The sequence below is a fragment of the Mucilaginibacter aquaedulcis genome, assembly GCF_030409325.1.
Taxonomy (GTDB): Bacteria; Bacteroidota; Bacteroidia; order Sphingobacteriales; family Sphingobacteriaceae; genus Mucilaginibacter; species Mucilaginibacter aquaedulcis.
This window is the reverse complement of record NZ_JAUFPR010000004.1, coordinates 473,078-489,151: the sequence shown is the minus strand read 5'-3', so window position 1 is coordinate 489,151 and position 16,074 is coordinate 473,078. Positions and strand designations below refer to the sequence as shown.

Genomic DNA, 16,074 nt, shown 5'->3' with positions numbered 1-16,074 from the left:
GACTACTTGGCCAAAATGAATCCATATCAACAAAAAAAGCGCTGGAAATACTTCCTGCTCGCGTTTGCAGTAGTAATAGCCAGCAGTTCGTTGTTTTATACTAATTACCTGGTAAAAAACATTGCCCGTTCCGAGCGTACACGCGCGCAAGTTTGGGCATTAAGTATGAAACAGATCCTGGCATCTGATGATAATGATTTTTTAAGTTATGTAATTGCTGTAAGGGACAGTTTAACCGTTCCCGCTATTGTAACCGATGAAAACGGTGACTTTAAATATGTACGCGGATTGGATACTACAAAAACCTTTATCAAGCTGCAGGCCGAGAACAACAAAAAAATGAAGTATGATACTGCCTACTTTGAATCGGAGTTGGCGTATATGAAAAATCAACACGCTCCCATCAGACTTAAGGTGCCGGGTACGCAATGGCTGGTGTTTTATAAAGATTCGCCATTACTTACCCAGTTAAAACTGTTCCCTTATGTTCAGTTAACCTTAATTGCTATATTTTTATTGATGGCCTATACGGCATTCAGCTCCTCGCGAAAATCGGAGCAGGATCAGGTTTGGGTAGGCTTGGCTAAAGAAACGGCGCATCAGCTGGGTACGCCCATATCTTCATTAATGGCCTGGATAGAGCTGATGAAAGAAAAATTTGACGCGGAAGACGATGTGCTGGTGGCCGAAATGGAGAATGATGTAAAACGACTGGAGATTGTAGCCGACCGTTTTTCAAAAATAGGATCAAAACCGGTTTTGGAAGAACATTTGGTTTATGATGTGGTGAAGGATTTTGTTGACTATTTTAAAGTTCGTGTAAGCAAAAACATAGGATTTGAATTGAACGGAAACCCCTTATTGCAAGCCGGACTCAATATCCCGCTGTTTGATTGGGTACTGGAAAACCTGCTTAAAAACGCGGTTAATGCCATTGATGGCAAAGGCAATATTAGAATAGAGATCAGTAGCGGGAAAGGGAAGGTTAAGAACCAGATATTTATTGACGTAACAGATACCGGAAAAGGTATACAACGATCAAAATTTGATACCGTTTTTCAACCGGGTTATACCACTCGCAAACGTGGCTGGGGGTTAGGTTTGTCATTAACCAAACGTATACTGGAGAATTACCATAATGGGCAAATATTTGTAAAAGACTCAGAAATAGGTAAAGGAACTACCTTTAGGATAGTATTAAAAAACACGCAAAATGATAAGCAAACCACAGCCTGAGGAATATTCGCCCTTTGCCGCGGGATACGTTGGCCTAGTGCCTAACAAGAATGTAATTGAACTGCTTGAACAGCTAATGGAAAGCAGTTATCAATTATTCAGCAAGCTTACAGATGAACAGGCATCCTATGCTTATGCTCTCGGTAAATGGACGGTTAAACAGGCACTTGGGCACATGATTGATACCGAACGCACATTTGCCTACCGGGCTTTGGTTTTTTCGCGCAACTACATTGAGTTGCCCGGTTTTGATCAGAATATTTATGTAGATAACACTGATTTTAACAGCCGAAGCATTCAGGACCTTGCTGCCGAATTTAAGGCTGCCCGCCAGTCAAATATTTACATGATCAGGGGCTTTAGTGAAGAGCAGTTGCTGCGCACGGGTATTGCAAGTAATCACCCGTTTTCGGTAAGGGCATTTGTATATATGCTGGCAGGGCACGAATTGCACCACCTGAATGTATTTAAAGACCGCTACGGAATTTCCTGAACTCAGGAATATTAAGATGTAAAAGGGCGCTGTTTGATAGAACAGCGCCCTTTTACATTAAGAATATTGATGTTGTTTATTTTGTTAAGGTTGCATCTTCCTTATCCAGTACTTCCTTTTTTTCTATACGGTAGGATAGGAACAATCCAAGGCCGCCAAATATGGCAATAAGGGCAAAGTATAAAGGAGGTATGCTATCCTCATCTAAATTGCTGTACAAGGAATGATCTAAAATAAATGCTAACAATAAACCAACTCCAGCGCCAAGCAATAACAATCCCCATTTAAGGTTTTGATAAGGGGCTGATTGTGGCTTATAAGTACGGGGATCCATCCCGCGTTCAATCATTGCCAGTTTCTCGCGTTTGTTTAAATAAACAATACCGAATATCATAATAAAAAAGCCGAGAGGTATTATTATTCCAGCTAATACCCCTAATTCACCTGCGCCCATAGTATTTAAGTTTTAATAAGTTAATTAAATTTTTCTCTTTTTAAACCACCATTATGGTGTATATGTAAGCTATGACTACAGGTTTTAAAAACAGGTTACACCATGTAATAAAAATTTTTAATAACTCACCCAATCTTGGATTCGCAGGAAAGAGGACATAGAAAACGTAAAAGAAAAACCCCTCTTTCCGCCGCAGGCGAAGAGAGGGGTGATAAGCGTAGCGATGTCAGGGTGAGTCCCCGCTACTTATTTTATTTCAAATACAGCCTGTATCTGGAAACTCAGTTTTATCTTTTTAAAATCAATATCAGACTCAACCTTTTCAGCATCGGCAGCCATTGCCGATTTAAACATCATGGTACGTGGCTGAGGGAAACTGCTGTTATCATTTTCGGTGATGTTAATAGCCGAACCTAACTTATCGCCCAGGCCATTTACCAGGAAAGAGGCCTTATCGCGTGCCGATAAAAGGGCTTTTAATTTCAGGGTGTTTTTCAGGTCGTTGATTTTTGAATAGTCGTAGCTTTCAATATTGGTTGATTGGATACCTTTAGCATCAACCTTAGCCAATATTTGGTTAAATTTATTCAGGTCGGTAACCTTAATAAGATATTGCTTGCTGGCCAAAAAATCAGGAGCTTTCTTTTTCTGATAGGTGTTGTTCCAGGCCGATACATTGTTAACGGTAAAGTCTTCTTTGGCAATGCCTGCGTCTTTCACGCCTTTTTCAAGTTGGTTTTCCAGAACATCAATGGTTACCCTGTTTTTACCATTCATATATTCCTGCAGGGATATAGAAACGTATATAATGTCGGGGGTAACTTCCTGCTCGGCAGTTCCGGTTACCTCAATTTTGCGGCGCAGATCAATAGTTTGTGCAAAAGCACCATAGGTGAATGTTAATAATACGGCAAGGATAAATAGCTTTTTCATGTGATAATTGTTTTTAATTGTTGTGATGCAATCAGCGACTGTTTTGTTTAGTTTGTCGCCGATGACTTCACGTTATAGTTATTTTTATTTGAGTATATGACTATGTTAACGTGCTAAAAGTTTAATGTGTAACAGGGTTGGCAATTTATTTGTTTAGCAACAGACTATTATATGCTGTAGCAAAAGGCATATAAAGCTACATTTTTGTATTGGGCTTTGACCAATGCCGTTGATGGTCAATAATATAAAAACTGTTTGTGCTTTTTAGAGGTTATACTTGAAAAATATTTAAACATTTGTATTATGAGGTCTATCTGGAAAGGTTCAATTGGTTTTGGCTTGGTAAGCATCCCCGTAAAGCTTTATTCGGCGGTGCAAACAAGCTCGCTTGATTTTGATATGCTTGATAGCCGAGATCATGCACGCATACGCTATCAACGGGTAAATGAGCATACCCACAAAGAGGTGCCGTACGATAAAATTGTAAAAGGCTACAAGCTTAATGATGATTATGTGATCATGGATGATCATGATTTTGAAGATGCGGCTCCCGAAAAAAGCAAAGTGGTAGAAATTGAAAGCTTTGTGGATATTGCTGATGTAAACCCTATGTTTTATGAAACCTCGTATTATACAGAACCTGATACCAAAAACAATAAGGCTTACGCTCTGCTATTGAAAGCCCTGCAGCAATCAAAAAAAGCGGGTTTAGCCCGTTTTGTACTGCGCAGCACCGAAAGCCTGTGTATAGTGCACCCGGTGAACAATGTACTGGTAATAACCCGTATACGTTTTGGCCAGCAAATACGAAGTACGGAAGATTTGAACATTGCCGATGATGTTGCGGTAAGTAAAAAAGAGTTGGATGTGGGCTTGGCCCTGATTAACCAGTACGCCGAAGATTTTGATGTGTCTAAATTTAAAGATGAATATACAGGCGAGCTGTTAAACATCATTAAAGCCAAATCAAAAGGCAAACGCACAACAGTTAAAAAACTAAAACCTCGCAAAACCACCAGTGATGATTTGTACGAACAGTTAATGAGCAGCCTAAAAACCAAAAAGGGGGCCTAACACTTTTCTGATTTACTATACAACTAACCATATTATTGCTACACTATTTGGGCTGTAGAGTGTTTTAATGATTGAATATTCTATCGTAATAATTAATATTATTTTAAAATAATTAATTATGGCATTGCCTTTGTTTTAAGCCAGGTACATCAAACTAAAAAACTTCACCCATGGCAACTACAAAAACAAAAGCTCCTGAACAAACAGATGATGTTCAGGAATCGGCATTAAATGAATTATTTATTGACGAATTAAAAGACATTTACTGGGCCGAAAAACATCTGGCCAAAGCTTTACCCAAAATGGCCAAAGCAGCAACATCAAACGAATTGCGTTCGGCAATTGATAATCATCTCACCGAAACCGAAAACCACATTACCCGCTTAGAATCGGCATTTGAATCTATCGGCAAAAAAGCAGTAGCTGTAAAATGCGAGGCCATGGCCGGTTTAATTAAGGAAGGTGATGAAATTGTAGCCGAAACCGAAAAGGGCAGCATTACCCGCGATGCCGGTATTATATCGGCGGCTCAAAAAATTGAACACTATGAAATTGCATCATACGGAACCTTAAAAACGTTGGCCAGTGTACTGGGATATAATGAGGCTGCCGAACTGCTTGACTCTACCTTGCAGGAGGAAAAAAATGCTGATAGCACACTTACCCAAATTGCGGAGGCCGGCATCAATCAATCATCCAGATCAGAGAAAAAGTAATTGGGGCTTAGTCCTCCAAATAAGCCAAACGTTTTAAAACATTTTAATGCATTTGGCTATTGTATAGTTATCTATCTGTGAAAACATTAACTAAAACCAAATTATTATGAACTCACTATTGTATATAATTGCTGTGATCCTTTTGATAGGATGGGCAATTGGCGTGTTTTTTACTTCTGTAGGCAGCTTAATACACGTATTGCTGGTTATTGCAATAATTGCCGTACTGTTAGGCATCATCAGGCGACCAACAGCTGTTTAAGCTGTTTTACCATAATTGCAATGCCTCTGGTTTATTTCAGAGGCATTTTTTGTTTATAAGGTATCTCTTTGTATTTCATCGTATTAATACCATAGCGGGTTAAATTTTAGTATTTTTACTTAAAACATGTAACCTAAGTTATAAACACGGCGTCAGAGAGGTTGTATTACATGCAGAGCAAGCTTTCAGATATCGAACTTATACAACAAACCCTGGCGGGTAATCAATCGGCCTATGCCGATCTGGTTAAACGGCACCAGCGTTTTGTATTTACCCTTGCCCTGCGTTTTGCCAAAGGCAGGGAAGATGCCGAAGAGATTGCTCAGGATTGTTTTGTGAAAGCGTACAGGTCATTAAGTTCGTTTCAGGGACAATCAAAATTTAGTACCTGGCTGTATAGTATAGTTTATACTACGGCTATGACGTTTTTAAGAAAGAAAAGAATAGCAACCGATTCAATAGATGATGAGCATACCTTTATACAGGTTGAACACCATGAGTCGGGCTATGATACAGATAACTTAGAAAATAAATCCCGGTCGTTTTACCTTAACCAGGCCATTGAGCAATTGTTGCCTGATGATGCCACCATCATCACCTTGTTTTACAAGGGCGAGCAATCACTCGAAGAAATTGCTCAAACCCTGGGCATAGAGGCTAATACGGTTAAGGTTAAACTATTCAGGGCACGCCAGCGCTTAAAAGAAAAGCTGGAGCGCAATTTAAAACAGGAGGTGAAAGAACTGATATGAACGAGATTGAAGAAAAACTCTGGAACTATATTGATGGAACCTGTACCCAAGCGGAGCAGGAAGCCATTGCCAGGCTTATAGCGAATGATGAGCTATATGCCAAAAAATATCAGGAACTGCTGGCGCTTAACCAGGAGTTTGCATTAATGGAACTTGATGAGCCGCCTATGGCCTTCACTTTTAATGTAATGGAGGCTATACGTACCGAAAATGCCTTGCAACCGCTCAAAGCCGCTATTGATAAACGCATCATTAAGGGGATTGCCATTTTCTTTACAGTAACCATAGTGGCTTTGCTGGTAATGGCATTTTCAAGTATCGATATTTCAGGCATTAAATTCGATGTAACTCTGCCGGCTAATATAAAGTTGCCAAATGCCGGGGGTATTTTGAGCTCGGCGTTTATGAAATGGTTCTTAATATTTGATGTGGTGCTGGCTTTGTTTTTAACTGATGCTTATTTACGCAGGCGCAAAACCACAAAGCAGGTATAGAATTGCCGTTGGTGTATCCCAAAACCGACAAGTGACCAATCAATTAGTCATGGTGTGTTTTTTTGTGTAATCTGAAGGCAAGTTTTAATATGGAGTAACATGGTATTGAACATAAATTCCGCACCATATGCAACTTTGGTATAGTAATTGTAATACCCTACACGAACTGGTAAACTTACCGGTTTAATTGTGATAAGGTTTAGGTTGAAAGTCCCCCGGAGCAAGTCTGGGGGGCTTTTATTTTTTGCCCCCTACCCCTAAAGGGGAGCTTAATCAGGTAAACTATAAATTGTAATGGGTGGGGAAATAAAAAAGCCTTTCCAAACGGAAAGGCTTAAAGTAATTAAAGAAACTCCCCTTCAGGGCGCTGGGGAGCTAACTTCACCGCTGAAAACCTGTACGGCGGGCCCTTCTAAAAAAATATCAGTAAAGGCATTGCCGTCATAGTTAAACCGGATATTCAAATCGCCGCCTAATACTTTGATTGGGGTGGTAATATTTCCCGTTTGTTGTTTGTGGCAGGCCATAGCCAGGGCAACTGCGGTTACACCGGTTCCACAGGCAAAAGTTTCATCCTCCACACCGCGTTCAAAAGTGCGTACAAAATACCCGTCGTCGGTTGGTTCAACAAAGTTTACATTGATCCCCTTTTCACGATAAGTAGCATTATTACGAATGGCCTTACCTTCATGAAAAACATCTCGGTGCGCCAAATCATCAACCTGTTTTACATAATGGGGCGATCCTGTGTTGAGCACGTAAGCGCCATGATCGGTGCTAATTTGGTCAACATCAATCATTTGCAGGCTTACCCAATCGCCGCTTTCTGAAATTTTGGCATGGTGAGGGCCGTCAACCGCCAAAAATTCAGTATCGGTTTCAATAATGCCTAAAAACTTGGCAAAGGCAACAATGCAGCGGCCACCATTACCGCACATGCTGCTGGGCTGTCCGTCGGCATTGTAATAAACCATTTCAAAATCAAAGCCTTCTTTGTTTTGCAGAAACATCATACCATCGCCGCCAATACCAAAACGGCGGTCGCACAAGGATGAAATAAGTTTAGGATTGGTGTGATTCACTGTATTTGTACGGTTATCAACCATTATAAAATCATTGCCTGCGCCCTGGTATTTATAAAATCGTATATTCACAATAATGTCATTTAATATCAGCTACTTAGCTTAACACACCTCCTGGCTAATGATTAAAAATGCCGGGATATTTTTATTTAACAAAATTTAACAAAAAACGCAATAACTTATCGTTGCTATTGTAGTCTATATGGTATTAAATTTGAGTTGTTAAATTATATAAACATAAAATAAGAAAGGCAAATATAAATGAAAAAGATAGGTTTAACACTATTAACCGCTTTTGTAGGAGGTGCACTGGCTTTAGGGGCATATAGGATGATCGAGAACAAATATGCCGATAACATGAGCTTTGAGGATAAGCAAAAAGTATACTTCACCAGTAATAAAACCGCGCCGGTAGTTTCATCAACCGGAGCGCTTGATTTTACAGAAGCTGCGGCCGCGGCAACCCCGGCGGTAGTGTATATTCGTACTACATACAGCAGTAAATCGGGCGGTAGCGGGCAAGACCAGCTTGAACAAATGTTTGGCGATATGTTTGGCCAGCGTGCTCCGCAGCGTGGTCCTCAACAGGCATCAGGTTCAGGGGTTATCATTTCGCCAGATGGTTTTATTGTAACCAATAACCACGTAGTTGAAAATGCCGATAAAATTACCGTAGCCACTAACGACCACCGTCGGTTTGAGGCTAAAGTTATTGGTACCGACCCCAGTACGGATCTTGCTTTAATCAAGGTTAGCGCTACTGATCTGCCAATTGTAAAACTGGGTAACTCAGACGATACTCGTGTAGGCGAGTGGGTATTGGCCGTGGGTAACCCATTTAACTTAACATCAACTGTAACAGCAGGTATTGTGAGCGCCAAGGGCCGTAACATAGGCATTATCGGCAGCCAGGATAATAGCGATGAAAATCCGTTTGGACGTACCCGCAATCAGCAGGGAGCACCAAGGCTTAACAAGGCTATTGAGTCATTCATCCAAACCGATGCTGCCATTAACCCAGGCAATAGCGGCGGTGCATTGGTAAATACAAAAGGCGAACTGGTAGGTATTAACGCTGCCATTGCATCGCACACAGGCTCATACGAAGGCTATGGCTTTGCCATTCCAATTAACCTGGCCAAAAAAGTATTGAACGATATTAAGAAATATGGTTCTGTTAAACGTGGTTTTGTTGGCGTAAGCTTTACCGAACTTAACCCCGAAGTTGCTCAGCAACTGAATATAACCAATACGAACGGTTTATACGTTAATGACGTTGTACCAGGCGGCGGTGCAGAGCAGGCTGGTATTAAAAAAGGTGATATTATTGACAAGGTAGAAGGTACCCAGGTTTACGAATCGTCTGATCTGCAAGAGCATGTTGGTCGTTTACAACCTGGGGATAAGGTTAATATAACTGTGCTTAGAGAAGGTAAAGAGAAAAACTTTGCTGTAACGCTTAAAGCTGATGCTACGCCGGTAAACCGTACCGCGGCAGTATCTAAATCGGCCGAAGAATTATTTAACAAACTGGGTGCAAGCTTTCAGCCGTTAACAGCTGCCGAAAAAGCAAAATTCCATGTAAACTCAGGTGTTAAAGTAACCCAGGTGCGTCCGGGTCGGGTATTTGATAACTTTGAGATACCGGTAGGCTCAGTGATCACCAGCATCAATAAACAACCCATAAACAGTGTGGCCGATATTGATAAAGCCATCACCAACCTGCGTAATGGTAACCTGGTAATTTCAGGTAACTATCCCGACGGGACAAACTTTAACAATATGTTCCAGGTGCAATAAAAGAATAAAGCGATTTAATAGTGAAACCCCGGCCGAAAGGTTGGGGTTTCTTGTTTGGGGGATATTTACTGATTTAACACTTCTGTCATGTTGAACATAGTAAAGCATCTATTCTGCGAAATATACAGTTCACGAATAGATCCTTCGTTCCTCAGGATGACAAAAGGAGATCGATAAAAATGAATTAATCCTCTAAAAGAAACTAACCCCAACTGTCCAGCCTACCCAGCCTGTCCAGTTGCGGCTGCTGCTGATAAAACTATGATGAAGGTCATTTACCCAGGCGTAACCATTAACAGGATTACGTTGGTCCGAATAAAAAAAGTTTAACGATGGTCCGACGTTTATGGAGAATGATCGGGCCGCTTTATAAGTTAAAGACGCATCAAGACGGCTAAGCAGATTGGTGCGTGCCCAATTGCCCTGGTAAACGTAATTTTGGGTAAGTTCGGGATTAAGGGCTAAGCGCTTGCCCAAACCCAGCTCGCGACCAAACCCAAAGCCAAATGCATAAAGTTTACTGTTATCATCAAATCGTATTCCACCCTGCCAAATAGTATAGAGTTGCCGGCTTCCTGTTTTAAGGCCCAAATTGGCGTTCAGCGTTTCGTTGCTTGATAAGGCCAGTTTATGATAACCATGATTTACTATGTTGATCAAACCAATGCTATAGCCCGAAGAAGTATCTGCAATATTAACCAGCCCGAGTTGCACTCCCCGCAGGTTACGTGCATAGTTAAAAAGCCCGGCCACCTGCATTCCGCTTGTTTTTTTACCGGCCACATTACCCAATATGGCCAGCTGCATACCGGCCACATTACCTTTGGTATGATTATACACTCCAGATAGCTGTATACCATTAAGATCATGTTTTACACTGTTATGCAGTAGCGACAGCTGTATGCCCCGCACATTCCCCAACACATTATTATATAAGCCACCGAGCTGAAAACCGTTTACATTGCCACCAACCACGTTAAATATACCTGCTATTTGAACTGCTCCCACATCGCCCTGATCTAAGTTGAAAATGAGGCCCAGTTCAAAACCATCAACCCCGGCATTATAGCCTCCTACCGCATTTAATGATACGGTGTTCACCACCTGGCCGCTAAACTCGGCATGGGTGCTTACTCCGGGGATTGCCGATGCCTGGAAAGGTGCCTGGGCAATAAGCCCATGAAGGTTGGCAGCTTGTATTTGCTGCTTGGTTGATATAAAAAGCCTACCTAATGAGGTGGTTTCAATGCCGTCGTTATCGCCGCTTATAATGTAGCCAATAAGACTTTTTGGTTTGTTATCGTTAGGGTTTACGGTTACACCAGTTAAAAAGGTTATGGTGGTGTCTTTATAAAATTCCCTGCTAACGGTAACTGTTACCGGTTGACCGTTATTCCTGAGAAAAAGTTCAAAATGTCCCTCTTTGTCAGTAAGCACAGATTGCAGCAACACACGATCATACACGCTTGCGTTTTCCAGCTTTTTGCCGCTTTGCTCGTCAGTTACAAAACCGCTGATGTGGTATTCATCGCCCTCGGCTGCAGCTTTTTCTGTAGTTAAGGATAGTTGCAGCGGAGCATAGCGCAGAATAACAAAATTGGAGGTTTCTTTATATTCAAAGCGGTTAAGGAGCAGGTGGTCAAGTACCTCCTTTATTGTCCAGTTATCGGCGTTGATAGTTACCAGGCTATCGGTTTTTACAATGTTACTGTTGTAAGAGAAAGTGAAGTTGCCCTTTTCCTCAATGGTTTTTAGCACCGTACCCACGCGCATATTATTTACATGGATAGATATGTTTTTGGCGAGGATGGATTCGGGAAGATAGGCATAGCTTACTATAGGAAGCGCAAACATGATCACGGCAACAATAATATACCTGCGTAAACAGCCCATGTAAAAAGGTTATTTAAATATGATCTGCTGATTTTTGCGCTCTACGGTAATCTTAAAGGTATCGCTAATGACGCTCACTATTTCATCAAGCGACTGACCCTGAAAGGTTGTGGTTATAGGTAAAGCCTCTAATGATTTATTGGCGATGATGATATGAGCACCATATATTTCGTTAAGGGTTTGCACCACCTCAATCAAAGGAGTTTTATCGCATACCAGTTGCCTGGTTAAATAGTAATTATAAAGCTTGCCCTTATTTTGTTCTTTTAATAAGGATCCTTTAATAACGGTTGCCTTTTCGCCGGGGTTAAGGTCAACAGTATTTTCGTGTTCACGAACTTTTACAATGCCTGTTTCCACAATTACTTCGGTTTTGCCATTACGGCTTTTAATATTGAATGACGTGCCAACCACACGAACTGTTACATCATTCACCTTAATTATGAACGGTTTTGTTTTATCCGGACTAACTTTAAAAAATGCTTCCCCGCGTAAACTCACAGGCCTAATATTGCCGGTGAACCTTTTTGGATAAACAAGGGTGGAGTGGGCATTAAGGGTGATCTCAGAGCCATCGGGCAGATTTTGCGTACGAACCTTACTGTTACTTTCTATCCGGATAAATGAAACCGAACCGTTGTCATAAAAGTGGTTAAAAGTAAGCCAAAGTATGGAGCTGATTAAAAGCACTGATGCAGCCAGGCCTACCCAATATGAGGTTGGTGTTTTGGTCAGTACCGAAGGCTGGCGCATTGCAGCAGGGTTATTAAGCCGGTTTTGCAGCCGTATATAAGCGTCCTCTTTATTTACGTTCCGCACGGCCTGAGGGCTTTGATCCCAAATGAGTTTAAACTGCTCATAAAGGGCGCGGTTGGTTTCACTGGCGGCAATCCAATCTTCCACAACCAGGTGTTCGGCGCGCGAAGCTTCCCCGGCTATGTATTTTACCAACAAGTCGTCGTTTATATTTGTATTGGCATTACCCATCATACTACCATTGCATTAATATAATTAAAATAACCGGCAAAAATTCCGCCAGTTTCTCGCGCATCAGGCGCAGGGCCTTGCCCATTTGGTTCTCTATTGTTTTAACGGACAGGCCCATGTGATCGGCAATTTGCTGATATTTAAGCTGTTCAAAACGACTGAGCTGGAAAATAATCCGGCATTGCTGAGGCAGCTCGCTCATAGCACTATCAATACGCTGCTGCAACTGGGCCGTCATTAACTTGCCAGAGGCATTTTCTTCCTCATCCTGTTGCAGCTGCCCGGCATAATATACCCCAAATGAGGCTTTTACTTTTTGATGTTTTAAATAGTTGAGGCTTTCGTTATGAACAGCCCTGTACAGGTAAGCCTTTAGTGAACCATCGATTTTTAGCTGATCGCGTTTTTCCCATATGCGGCAAAATACGTTTTGTACAATTTCTTCGGCCATTTCATCATCCTTTAAAAAAGTATAGGCATAGGCATGCAGACTGTCGAAATGTGCTTTAAACAACCATTCAAATGCCTTTTCGCTGCCTTCTTTTAATAAACTGATGACCGAGCTATCGCTATATTCCACTTTTAAGAGGTGAAAGTTTGCATTAAAGATAGCTTGTTTGGCGGTCAAATTCACAAAGGGAATGTTAAAAGCAAAATTTCAGGCAAGCTTAATTTGTATGGTATACAGCGAATGATGAATATCAACCTTGCTGCAAATACCATTGCTATATGAGTAAAAATTATAATTACCATCGGGCAGATCAATGCGGTATACATGCTCGGAAACCCGCTTTACCTGTAAAAACTGTTGAAAATTATCAGAATAGATCTGCGCGTTATCATCGGGTTCATGGCAGTATAACAGCATCATGTTTTGGCCGATGTGTTTTTGATCAACTCGTTGTCCGCATTTACCTTCGGCCAGGGTTTGATAGGCATCGCCGCAGGCTTTGGTTTGGCGGTTGGCCTTTTCCTTTCCGTTAACATTACGGCACACACGTGAGCTGATCAGCTTTCCACTCTGAAAAACCGACTCTTCCTGAATATCAACTTTGATACTCATAATGAAACGCATTTTTACTTCGGAGGTCATTTTGAGGTACAGATCATCGCCCTCGCGTTTTTGGTACAGGTCCATATGGCCAACCACTTTACCACTGTGCAGCACGTTATATTTAACTGTTTGTTCCTGGGCCAAAGAAGCAACCGAAAAGCAAACAAGCGCCAACAGTGTGGCCAACCTTTTTAGCGGGGTTACAAAAACAGATAGCGTGATGTTTCTATTTTTGAGAGCCGGGGCCACATATTTTTTAAAGAGCCAGATAAGCAGGGCGGTTATCATGATGATGGTTTTTAATAAATTAATACCTGTATTCTTTTTAACTACAGGTAGTACAATTCATTAAGGCGTTACCCCTATGCCTGGGAGGTAATATAATTTACTCATTATACTCACCCGATCTGCGCTACGCTGGATCACCCTCTCCTCAGCTTCGCTGGAAAGAGGGTTGGGTAAAATATGATTTCAGGAATTAAAAAAGACCGTTATGTGGCTGTGAAACAATAATTAAAACAATTATGTTTACTGTACAAACTAATCACAAACAACATGCAATGGTTCGGAAGGCGCGAAAGCGATAATGTAGAAGACGACCGCGGAGGCGGCGGAGGCCGCTTTGCACTGGGCGGCGGAATAGTAAGTATTGTGGCTATTGCCATTTACTATTTTACGGGTATAGATGCCTCGCAACTGCTTAACCAAGTGGCAAGCAACACACAACCCCGAACCGAACAGCGTGCTAAAGACCCCAACGCGCCTGAAGAAAAGCAAGTGCAGTTTGTGAAAGTTGTTTTGGCCGATACCGAAGATATATGGACTAAGCTTTTTAACGAAATGGGTAAAACTTACGATAAGCCCCGCATGGTATTGTTTACTGATGCCATACAATCGGGCTGTGGTAATGCCAGCTCGGCAACGGGTCCATTCTATTGCCCGGCCGATGCCAAGGTGTATATCGATCTGTCTTTTTACGATGAGTTGCAGAACCGTTTTGGTGCCTCCGGTGACTTTGCCCAGGCTTATGTGATAGCCCATGAGGTTGGCCATCATGTACAAAACTTGCTGGGCACCTCTGCCAAAGTTGATCAGGCTCGCAGGCGCCTCAGCGAGAAGCAATACAACAAACTATCCGTAAAACTGGAATTGCAGGCCGATTTTTATGCCGGCGTATGGGCGCACTACGAACAAAACCTTAAAAATGTGCTCGACCCGGGCGATATCGAAGAAGCCCTAAACGCAGCCAACGCCATTGGCGACGACCGCCTCCAAAAGCAAGCTCAGGGCCATGTAGAGCCTGACAGCTTTACCCACGGCACCAGCGCCCAACGCATGTATTGGTTTAAAAAAGGCTACGAAACAGGAGATGTTAGCCAGGGCGATACTTTTGCGAGTGGGGAGGTGGAGTAGAAGATTGTTTTAAAATGCTATTTTAGAGATGTGATTCAAGTAACATGTGCTATTATAATTGACAGTCAAGAACGAGTTCTGGTTACACAACGAAGTAAATCAATGAGTCTTCCATTAAAATGGGAGTTTCCAGGGGGTAAGGTTGAACCCGACGAAACACCAGAAGCTTGTTTAATTAGGGAGATAAAAGAAGAGCTCGATATAGAAATTCAAATTAAGAAAGCTTTACTAAACAATATTCACATATACCCTAATATTACCATACAGCTCATCCCATTTACCTGTAAACATATTAGCGGAGATATTTTATTAAAAGAGCACGCTGAATTTAAATGGTTGCATGGAAATGAATTGTTAGCTTTGGATTGGGCGGATGCAGATGTGCCTATAGTTAACTATTATCTAACAAATAGATGGAAGTAATTTATAGCGATTTACAAGAACTCTTTCAAAACGTACTTAACGATTATCACGAAGCATATAGTCAATCTTTTGGTAAGCATCCGCTTGGAACCTTAATTCGTCAGCATTTACCAGATATGATGTCTAAATTAATCTTAGATAAGGAAAGATATATAATTAAAGGATCTCCTGGTAATGGAAATTGGAGTGCAACACCTTGGATTGCAATTTTGGATGTTTTAATTACTAATACTCCTCAATCTGGTTATTATCCTGTTTTTCTTTTCAGGGATGATATGTCCGGATTTTATTTGTCTTTGAACCAAGGGGTAACTGAGATTCAAGCCATTTATAAACGAGAGGCAAAAGAGGTTCTCAAAATAAAAGCGCAAGATTTTAGAGCCCAAATAGGTAAAATTCCATCAAATTTTGATGAGGATGTAATAAAACTGAAAAACCTTTCAACGACAAAATCTAAATATCCAAGTTTGTATGAAGCAGGAAATGTAATTTCAAAATTCTATTCAGCTGATAAAATTCCCTCTGATAATCAATTGCAAAACGATATAAAAGAAATCTTAAATATTTATGAACTCATATCATATAATGAAGGTCTGCCATCAACTCAAGCTGAAAAGGAAGATGATGAAGAAAAATACAAAGAATTTGAAGAGTTAAGGAAGTTTAGGTTTCACAAACGAATTGAAAGAAATATCAGATTGTCAAAGAAAGTTAAAGAAACGCAGGGATATACTTGTAAAGTATGTAAGCTTAATTTTGAAGAGAGGTATGGAGAAATTGGAAGGGGCTTTATAGAAGCACATCATCTTGTGCCAATATCTTATTTAACTCAACAACGAATACAATTAGACGCCAGAAAGGACTTTGTGGTATTATGCTCAAATTGTCACAGCATGATACATCGTCTAGAGGATCCAAGCAATATCGAACTCTTAAAAAGCCTAATTCGATAGATTTGCTAATCACGTAACAATTCCTTGACCAGCCATACCGCTGTTTAAAACACTT

The 16,074-nt window shown here is 41.1% G+C and carries 18 protein-coding genes; 11 read left to right on the top strand and 7 right to left on the bottom strand.

The features are described 5' to 3' along the window. Positions 1 to 15 precede the first annotated feature (15 nt). Both QWZ01_RS20400 and QWZ01_RS20395 read left to right on the top strand, forming a co-directional pair. Positions 16 to 1,236, top strand: coding sequence for a sensor histidine kinase (locus QWZ01_RS20400; protein WP_290326590.1), 1,221 nt, complete (start codon positions 16 to 18; stop codon positions 1,234 to 1,236). Then, a complete protein-coding gene (locus QWZ01_RS20395) occupies positions 1,214 to 1,729 on the top strand; it encodes a DinB family protein (RefSeq protein ID WP_290326587.1) in 516 nt (171 codons plus the stop codon). Before QWZ01_RS20400 ends, QWZ01_RS20395 begins: the two co-directional genes overlap by 23 nt. Positions 1,730 to 1,805: 76 nt before the next feature. Here the strand turns inward: QWZ01_RS20395 and QWZ01_RS20390 are convergent, their stop codons facing one another. Continuing rightward, complete coding sequence (locus tag QWZ01_RS20390; protein WP_290326585.1) at positions 1,806 to 2,183, bottom strand: DUF6249 domain-containing protein; 378 nt, start codon at positions 2,181 to 2,183, stop codon at positions 1,806 to 1,808. Positions 2,184 to 2,429: 246 nt separating this feature from the next. Continuing rightward, complete coding sequence (locus QWZ01_RS20385; RefSeq protein WP_290326583.1) at positions 2,430 to 3,116, bottom strand: SIMPL domain-containing protein; 687 nt, start codon at positions 3,114 to 3,116, stop codon at positions 2,430 to 2,432. Between the two features lie 303 nt (positions 3,117 to 3,419). Between QWZ01_RS20385 and ku the strand changes: the two genes are divergently transcribed. The 5 genes from ku to QWZ01_RS20360 all read left to right on the top strand — a co-directional run bounded on the left by ku (position 3,420) and on the right by QWZ01_RS20360 (position 6,414). Beyond that, positions 3,420 to 4,190, top strand: a complete 771-nt coding sequence (gene ku / locus QWZ01_RS20380; RefSeq protein ID WP_290326581.1) for a non-homologous end joining protein Ku — start codon at positions 3,420 to 3,422, stop codon at positions 4,188 to 4,190. A 170-nt stretch (positions 4,191 to 4,360) separates the two neighbouring features. Then, positions 4,361 to 4,906, top strand: a complete 546-nt coding sequence (locus QWZ01_RS20375; RefSeq protein WP_290326579.1) for a YciE/YciF ferroxidase family protein — start codon at positions 4,361 to 4,363, stop codon at positions 4,904 to 4,906. Between the two features lie 106 nt (positions 4,907 to 5,012). Further along, positions 5,013 to 5,168, top strand: coding sequence for a lmo0937 family membrane protein (locus tag QWZ01_RS20370; RefSeq protein ID WP_290326577.1), 156 nt, complete (start codon positions 5,013 to 5,015; stop codon positions 5,166 to 5,168). Between the two features lie 170 nt (positions 5,169 to 5,338). After that, a complete protein-coding gene (locus QWZ01_RS20365) occupies positions 5,339 to 5,920 on the top strand; it encodes an RNA polymerase sigma factor (RefSeq protein ID WP_290326576.1) in 582 nt (193 codons plus the stop codon). Then, complete coding sequence (locus tag QWZ01_RS20360) at positions 5,917 to 6,414, top strand: hypothetical protein (RefSeq protein ID WP_290326574.1); 498 nt, start codon at positions 5,917 to 5,919, stop codon at positions 6,412 to 6,414. Before QWZ01_RS20365 ends, QWZ01_RS20360 begins: the two co-directional genes overlap by 4 nt. Positions 6,415 to 6,773: 359 nt before the next feature. Here the strand turns inward: QWZ01_RS20360 and dapF are convergent, their stop codons facing one another. After that, positions 6,774 to 7,568 (bottom strand): diaminopimelate epimerase, encoded by a 795-nt coding sequence (dapF, locus tag QWZ01_RS20355; RefSeq protein ID WP_290326572.1) that lies wholly within the window; start codon positions 7,566 to 7,568, stop codon positions 6,774 to 6,776. A 189-nt stretch (positions 7,569 to 7,757) separates the two neighbouring features. Between dapF and QWZ01_RS20350 the strand changes: the two genes are divergently transcribed. Continuing rightward, entirely contained in the window at positions 7,758 to 9,296 is a 1,539-nt protein-coding gene (locus tag QWZ01_RS20350; protein WP_290326569.1) for a Do family serine endopeptidase, read from the top strand. Between the two features lie 192 nt (positions 9,297 to 9,488). On the opposite strand, the gene QWZ01_RS20345 is transcribed toward QWZ01_RS20350, so the two are convergent. The 4 genes from QWZ01_RS20345 to QWZ01_RS20330 are packed head-to-tail and all read right to left on the bottom strand — an operon-like array spanning position 9,489 to position 13,518. Further along, entirely contained in the window at positions 9,489 to 11,189 is a 1,701-nt protein-coding gene (locus QWZ01_RS20345; RefSeq protein ID WP_290326567.1) for a peptidase associated/transthyretin-like domain-containing protein, read from the bottom strand. 9 nt (positions 11,190 to 11,198) lie between these two features. Continuing rightward, positions 11,199 to 12,179, bottom strand: a complete 981-nt coding sequence (locus tag QWZ01_RS20340; protein ID WP_290326565.1) for a FecR domain-containing protein — start codon at positions 12,177 to 12,179, stop codon at positions 11,199 to 11,201. Position 12,180: 1 nt separating this feature from the next. Next, on the bottom strand, positions 12,181 to 12,810 hold the full coding sequence (locus QWZ01_RS20335; RefSeq protein WP_290326563.1) for an RNA polymerase sigma-70 factor: 630 nt from the start codon (positions 12,808 to 12,810) through the stop codon (positions 12,181 to 12,183). A gap of 24 nt (positions 12,811 to 12,834) precedes the next feature. Beyond that, positions 12,835 to 13,518, bottom strand: a complete 684-nt coding sequence (locus QWZ01_RS20330) for a DUF6134 family protein (RefSeq protein ID WP_290326561.1) — start codon at positions 13,516 to 13,518, stop codon at positions 12,835 to 12,837. A gap of 267 nt (positions 13,519 to 13,785) precedes the next feature. Here QWZ01_RS20330 and ypfJ point away from each other — a divergent pair, with 267 nt between their 5' ends. Genes ypfJ through QWZ01_RS20315 form a run of 3 tightly spaced genes read left to right on the top strand, consistent with a single transcriptional unit; the run spans position 13,786 to position 16,019 of the window. After that, on the top strand, positions 13,786 to 14,643 hold the full coding sequence (gene ypfJ / locus QWZ01_RS20325) for a KPN_02809 family neutral zinc metallopeptidase (protein ID WP_290326560.1): 858 nt from the start codon (positions 13,786 to 13,788) through the stop codon (positions 14,641 to 14,643). A gap of 30 nt (positions 14,644 to 14,673) precedes the next feature. Then, a complete protein-coding gene (locus tag QWZ01_RS20320; protein WP_290326558.1) occupies positions 14,674 to 15,066 on the top strand; it encodes a (deoxy)nucleoside triphosphate pyrophosphohydrolase in 393 nt (130 codons plus the stop codon). Then, positions 15,057 to 16,019 carry an MrcB family domain-containing protein gene (locus QWZ01_RS20315; protein ID WP_290326556.1) on the top strand — a complete coding sequence of 321 codons (963 nt, stop codon included), beginning with the start codon at positions 15,057 to 15,059 and terminating at the stop codon, positions 16,017 to 16,019. The genes QWZ01_RS20320 and QWZ01_RS20315 overlap by 10 nt, the downstream gene beginning before the upstream one ends. The last annotated feature ends 55 nt before the right edge of the window (positions 16,020 to 16,074 follow it).

Excerpts from the sequence above, each read along its gene's own strand:
- QWZ01_RS20400 (WP_290326590.1), top strand. The coding sequence starts at position 16 with ATGAATCCATATCAACAAAAAAAGCGCTGGAAATACTTCCTGCTCGCG.
- QWZ01_RS20395 (WP_290326587.1), top strand. The coding sequence starts at position 1,214 with ATGATAAGCAAACCACAGCCTGAGGAATATTCGCCCTTTGCCGCGGGA.
- QWZ01_RS20390 (WP_290326585.1), bottom strand. The coding sequence starts at position 2,183 with ATGGGCGCAGGTGAATTAGGGGTATTAGCTGGAATAATAATACCTCTC.
- QWZ01_RS20385 (WP_290326583.1), bottom strand. The coding sequence starts at position 3,116 with ATGAAAAAGCTATTTATCCTTGCCGTATTATTAACATTCACCTATGGT.
- ku (WP_290326581.1), top strand. The coding sequence starts at position 3,420 with ATGAGGTCTATCTGGAAAGGTTCAATTGGTTTTGGCTTGGTAAGCATC.
- QWZ01_RS20375 (WP_290326579.1), top strand. The coding sequence starts at position 4,361 with ATGGCAACTACAAAAACAAAAGCTCCTGAACAAACAGATGATGTTCAG.
- QWZ01_RS20370 (WP_290326577.1), top strand. The coding sequence starts at position 5,013 with ATGAACTCACTATTGTATATAATTGCTGTGATCCTTTTGATAGGATGG.
- QWZ01_RS20365 (WP_290326576.1), top strand. The coding sequence starts at position 5,339 with ATGCAGAGCAAGCTTTCAGATATCGAACTTATACAACAAACCCTGGCG.
- QWZ01_RS20360 (WP_290326574.1), top strand. The coding sequence starts at position 5,917 with ATGAACGAGATTGAAGAAAAACTCTGGAACTATATTGATGGAACCTGT.
- QWZ01_RS20350 (WP_290326569.1), top strand. The coding sequence starts at position 7,758 with ATGAAAAAGATAGGTTTAACACTATTAACCGCTTTTGTAGGAGGTGCA.
- QWZ01_RS20345 (WP_290326567.1), bottom strand. The coding sequence starts at position 11,189 with ATGGGCTGTTTACGCAGGTATATTATTGTTGCCGTGATCATGTTTGCG.
- QWZ01_RS20340 (WP_290326565.1), bottom strand. The coding sequence starts at position 12,179 with ATGATGGGTAATGCCAATACAAATATAAACGACGACTTGTTGGTAAAA.
- QWZ01_RS20330 (WP_290326561.1), bottom strand. The coding sequence starts at position 13,518 with ATGATAACCGCCCTGCTTATCTGGCTCTTTAAAAAATATGTGGCCCCG.
- ypfJ (WP_290326560.1), top strand. The coding sequence starts at position 13,786 with ATGCAATGGTTCGGAAGGCGCGAAAGCGATAATGTAGAAGACGACCGC.
- QWZ01_RS20315 (WP_290326556.1), top strand. The coding sequence starts at position 15,057 with ATGGAAGTAATTTATAGCGATTTACAAGAACTCTTTCAAAACGTACTT.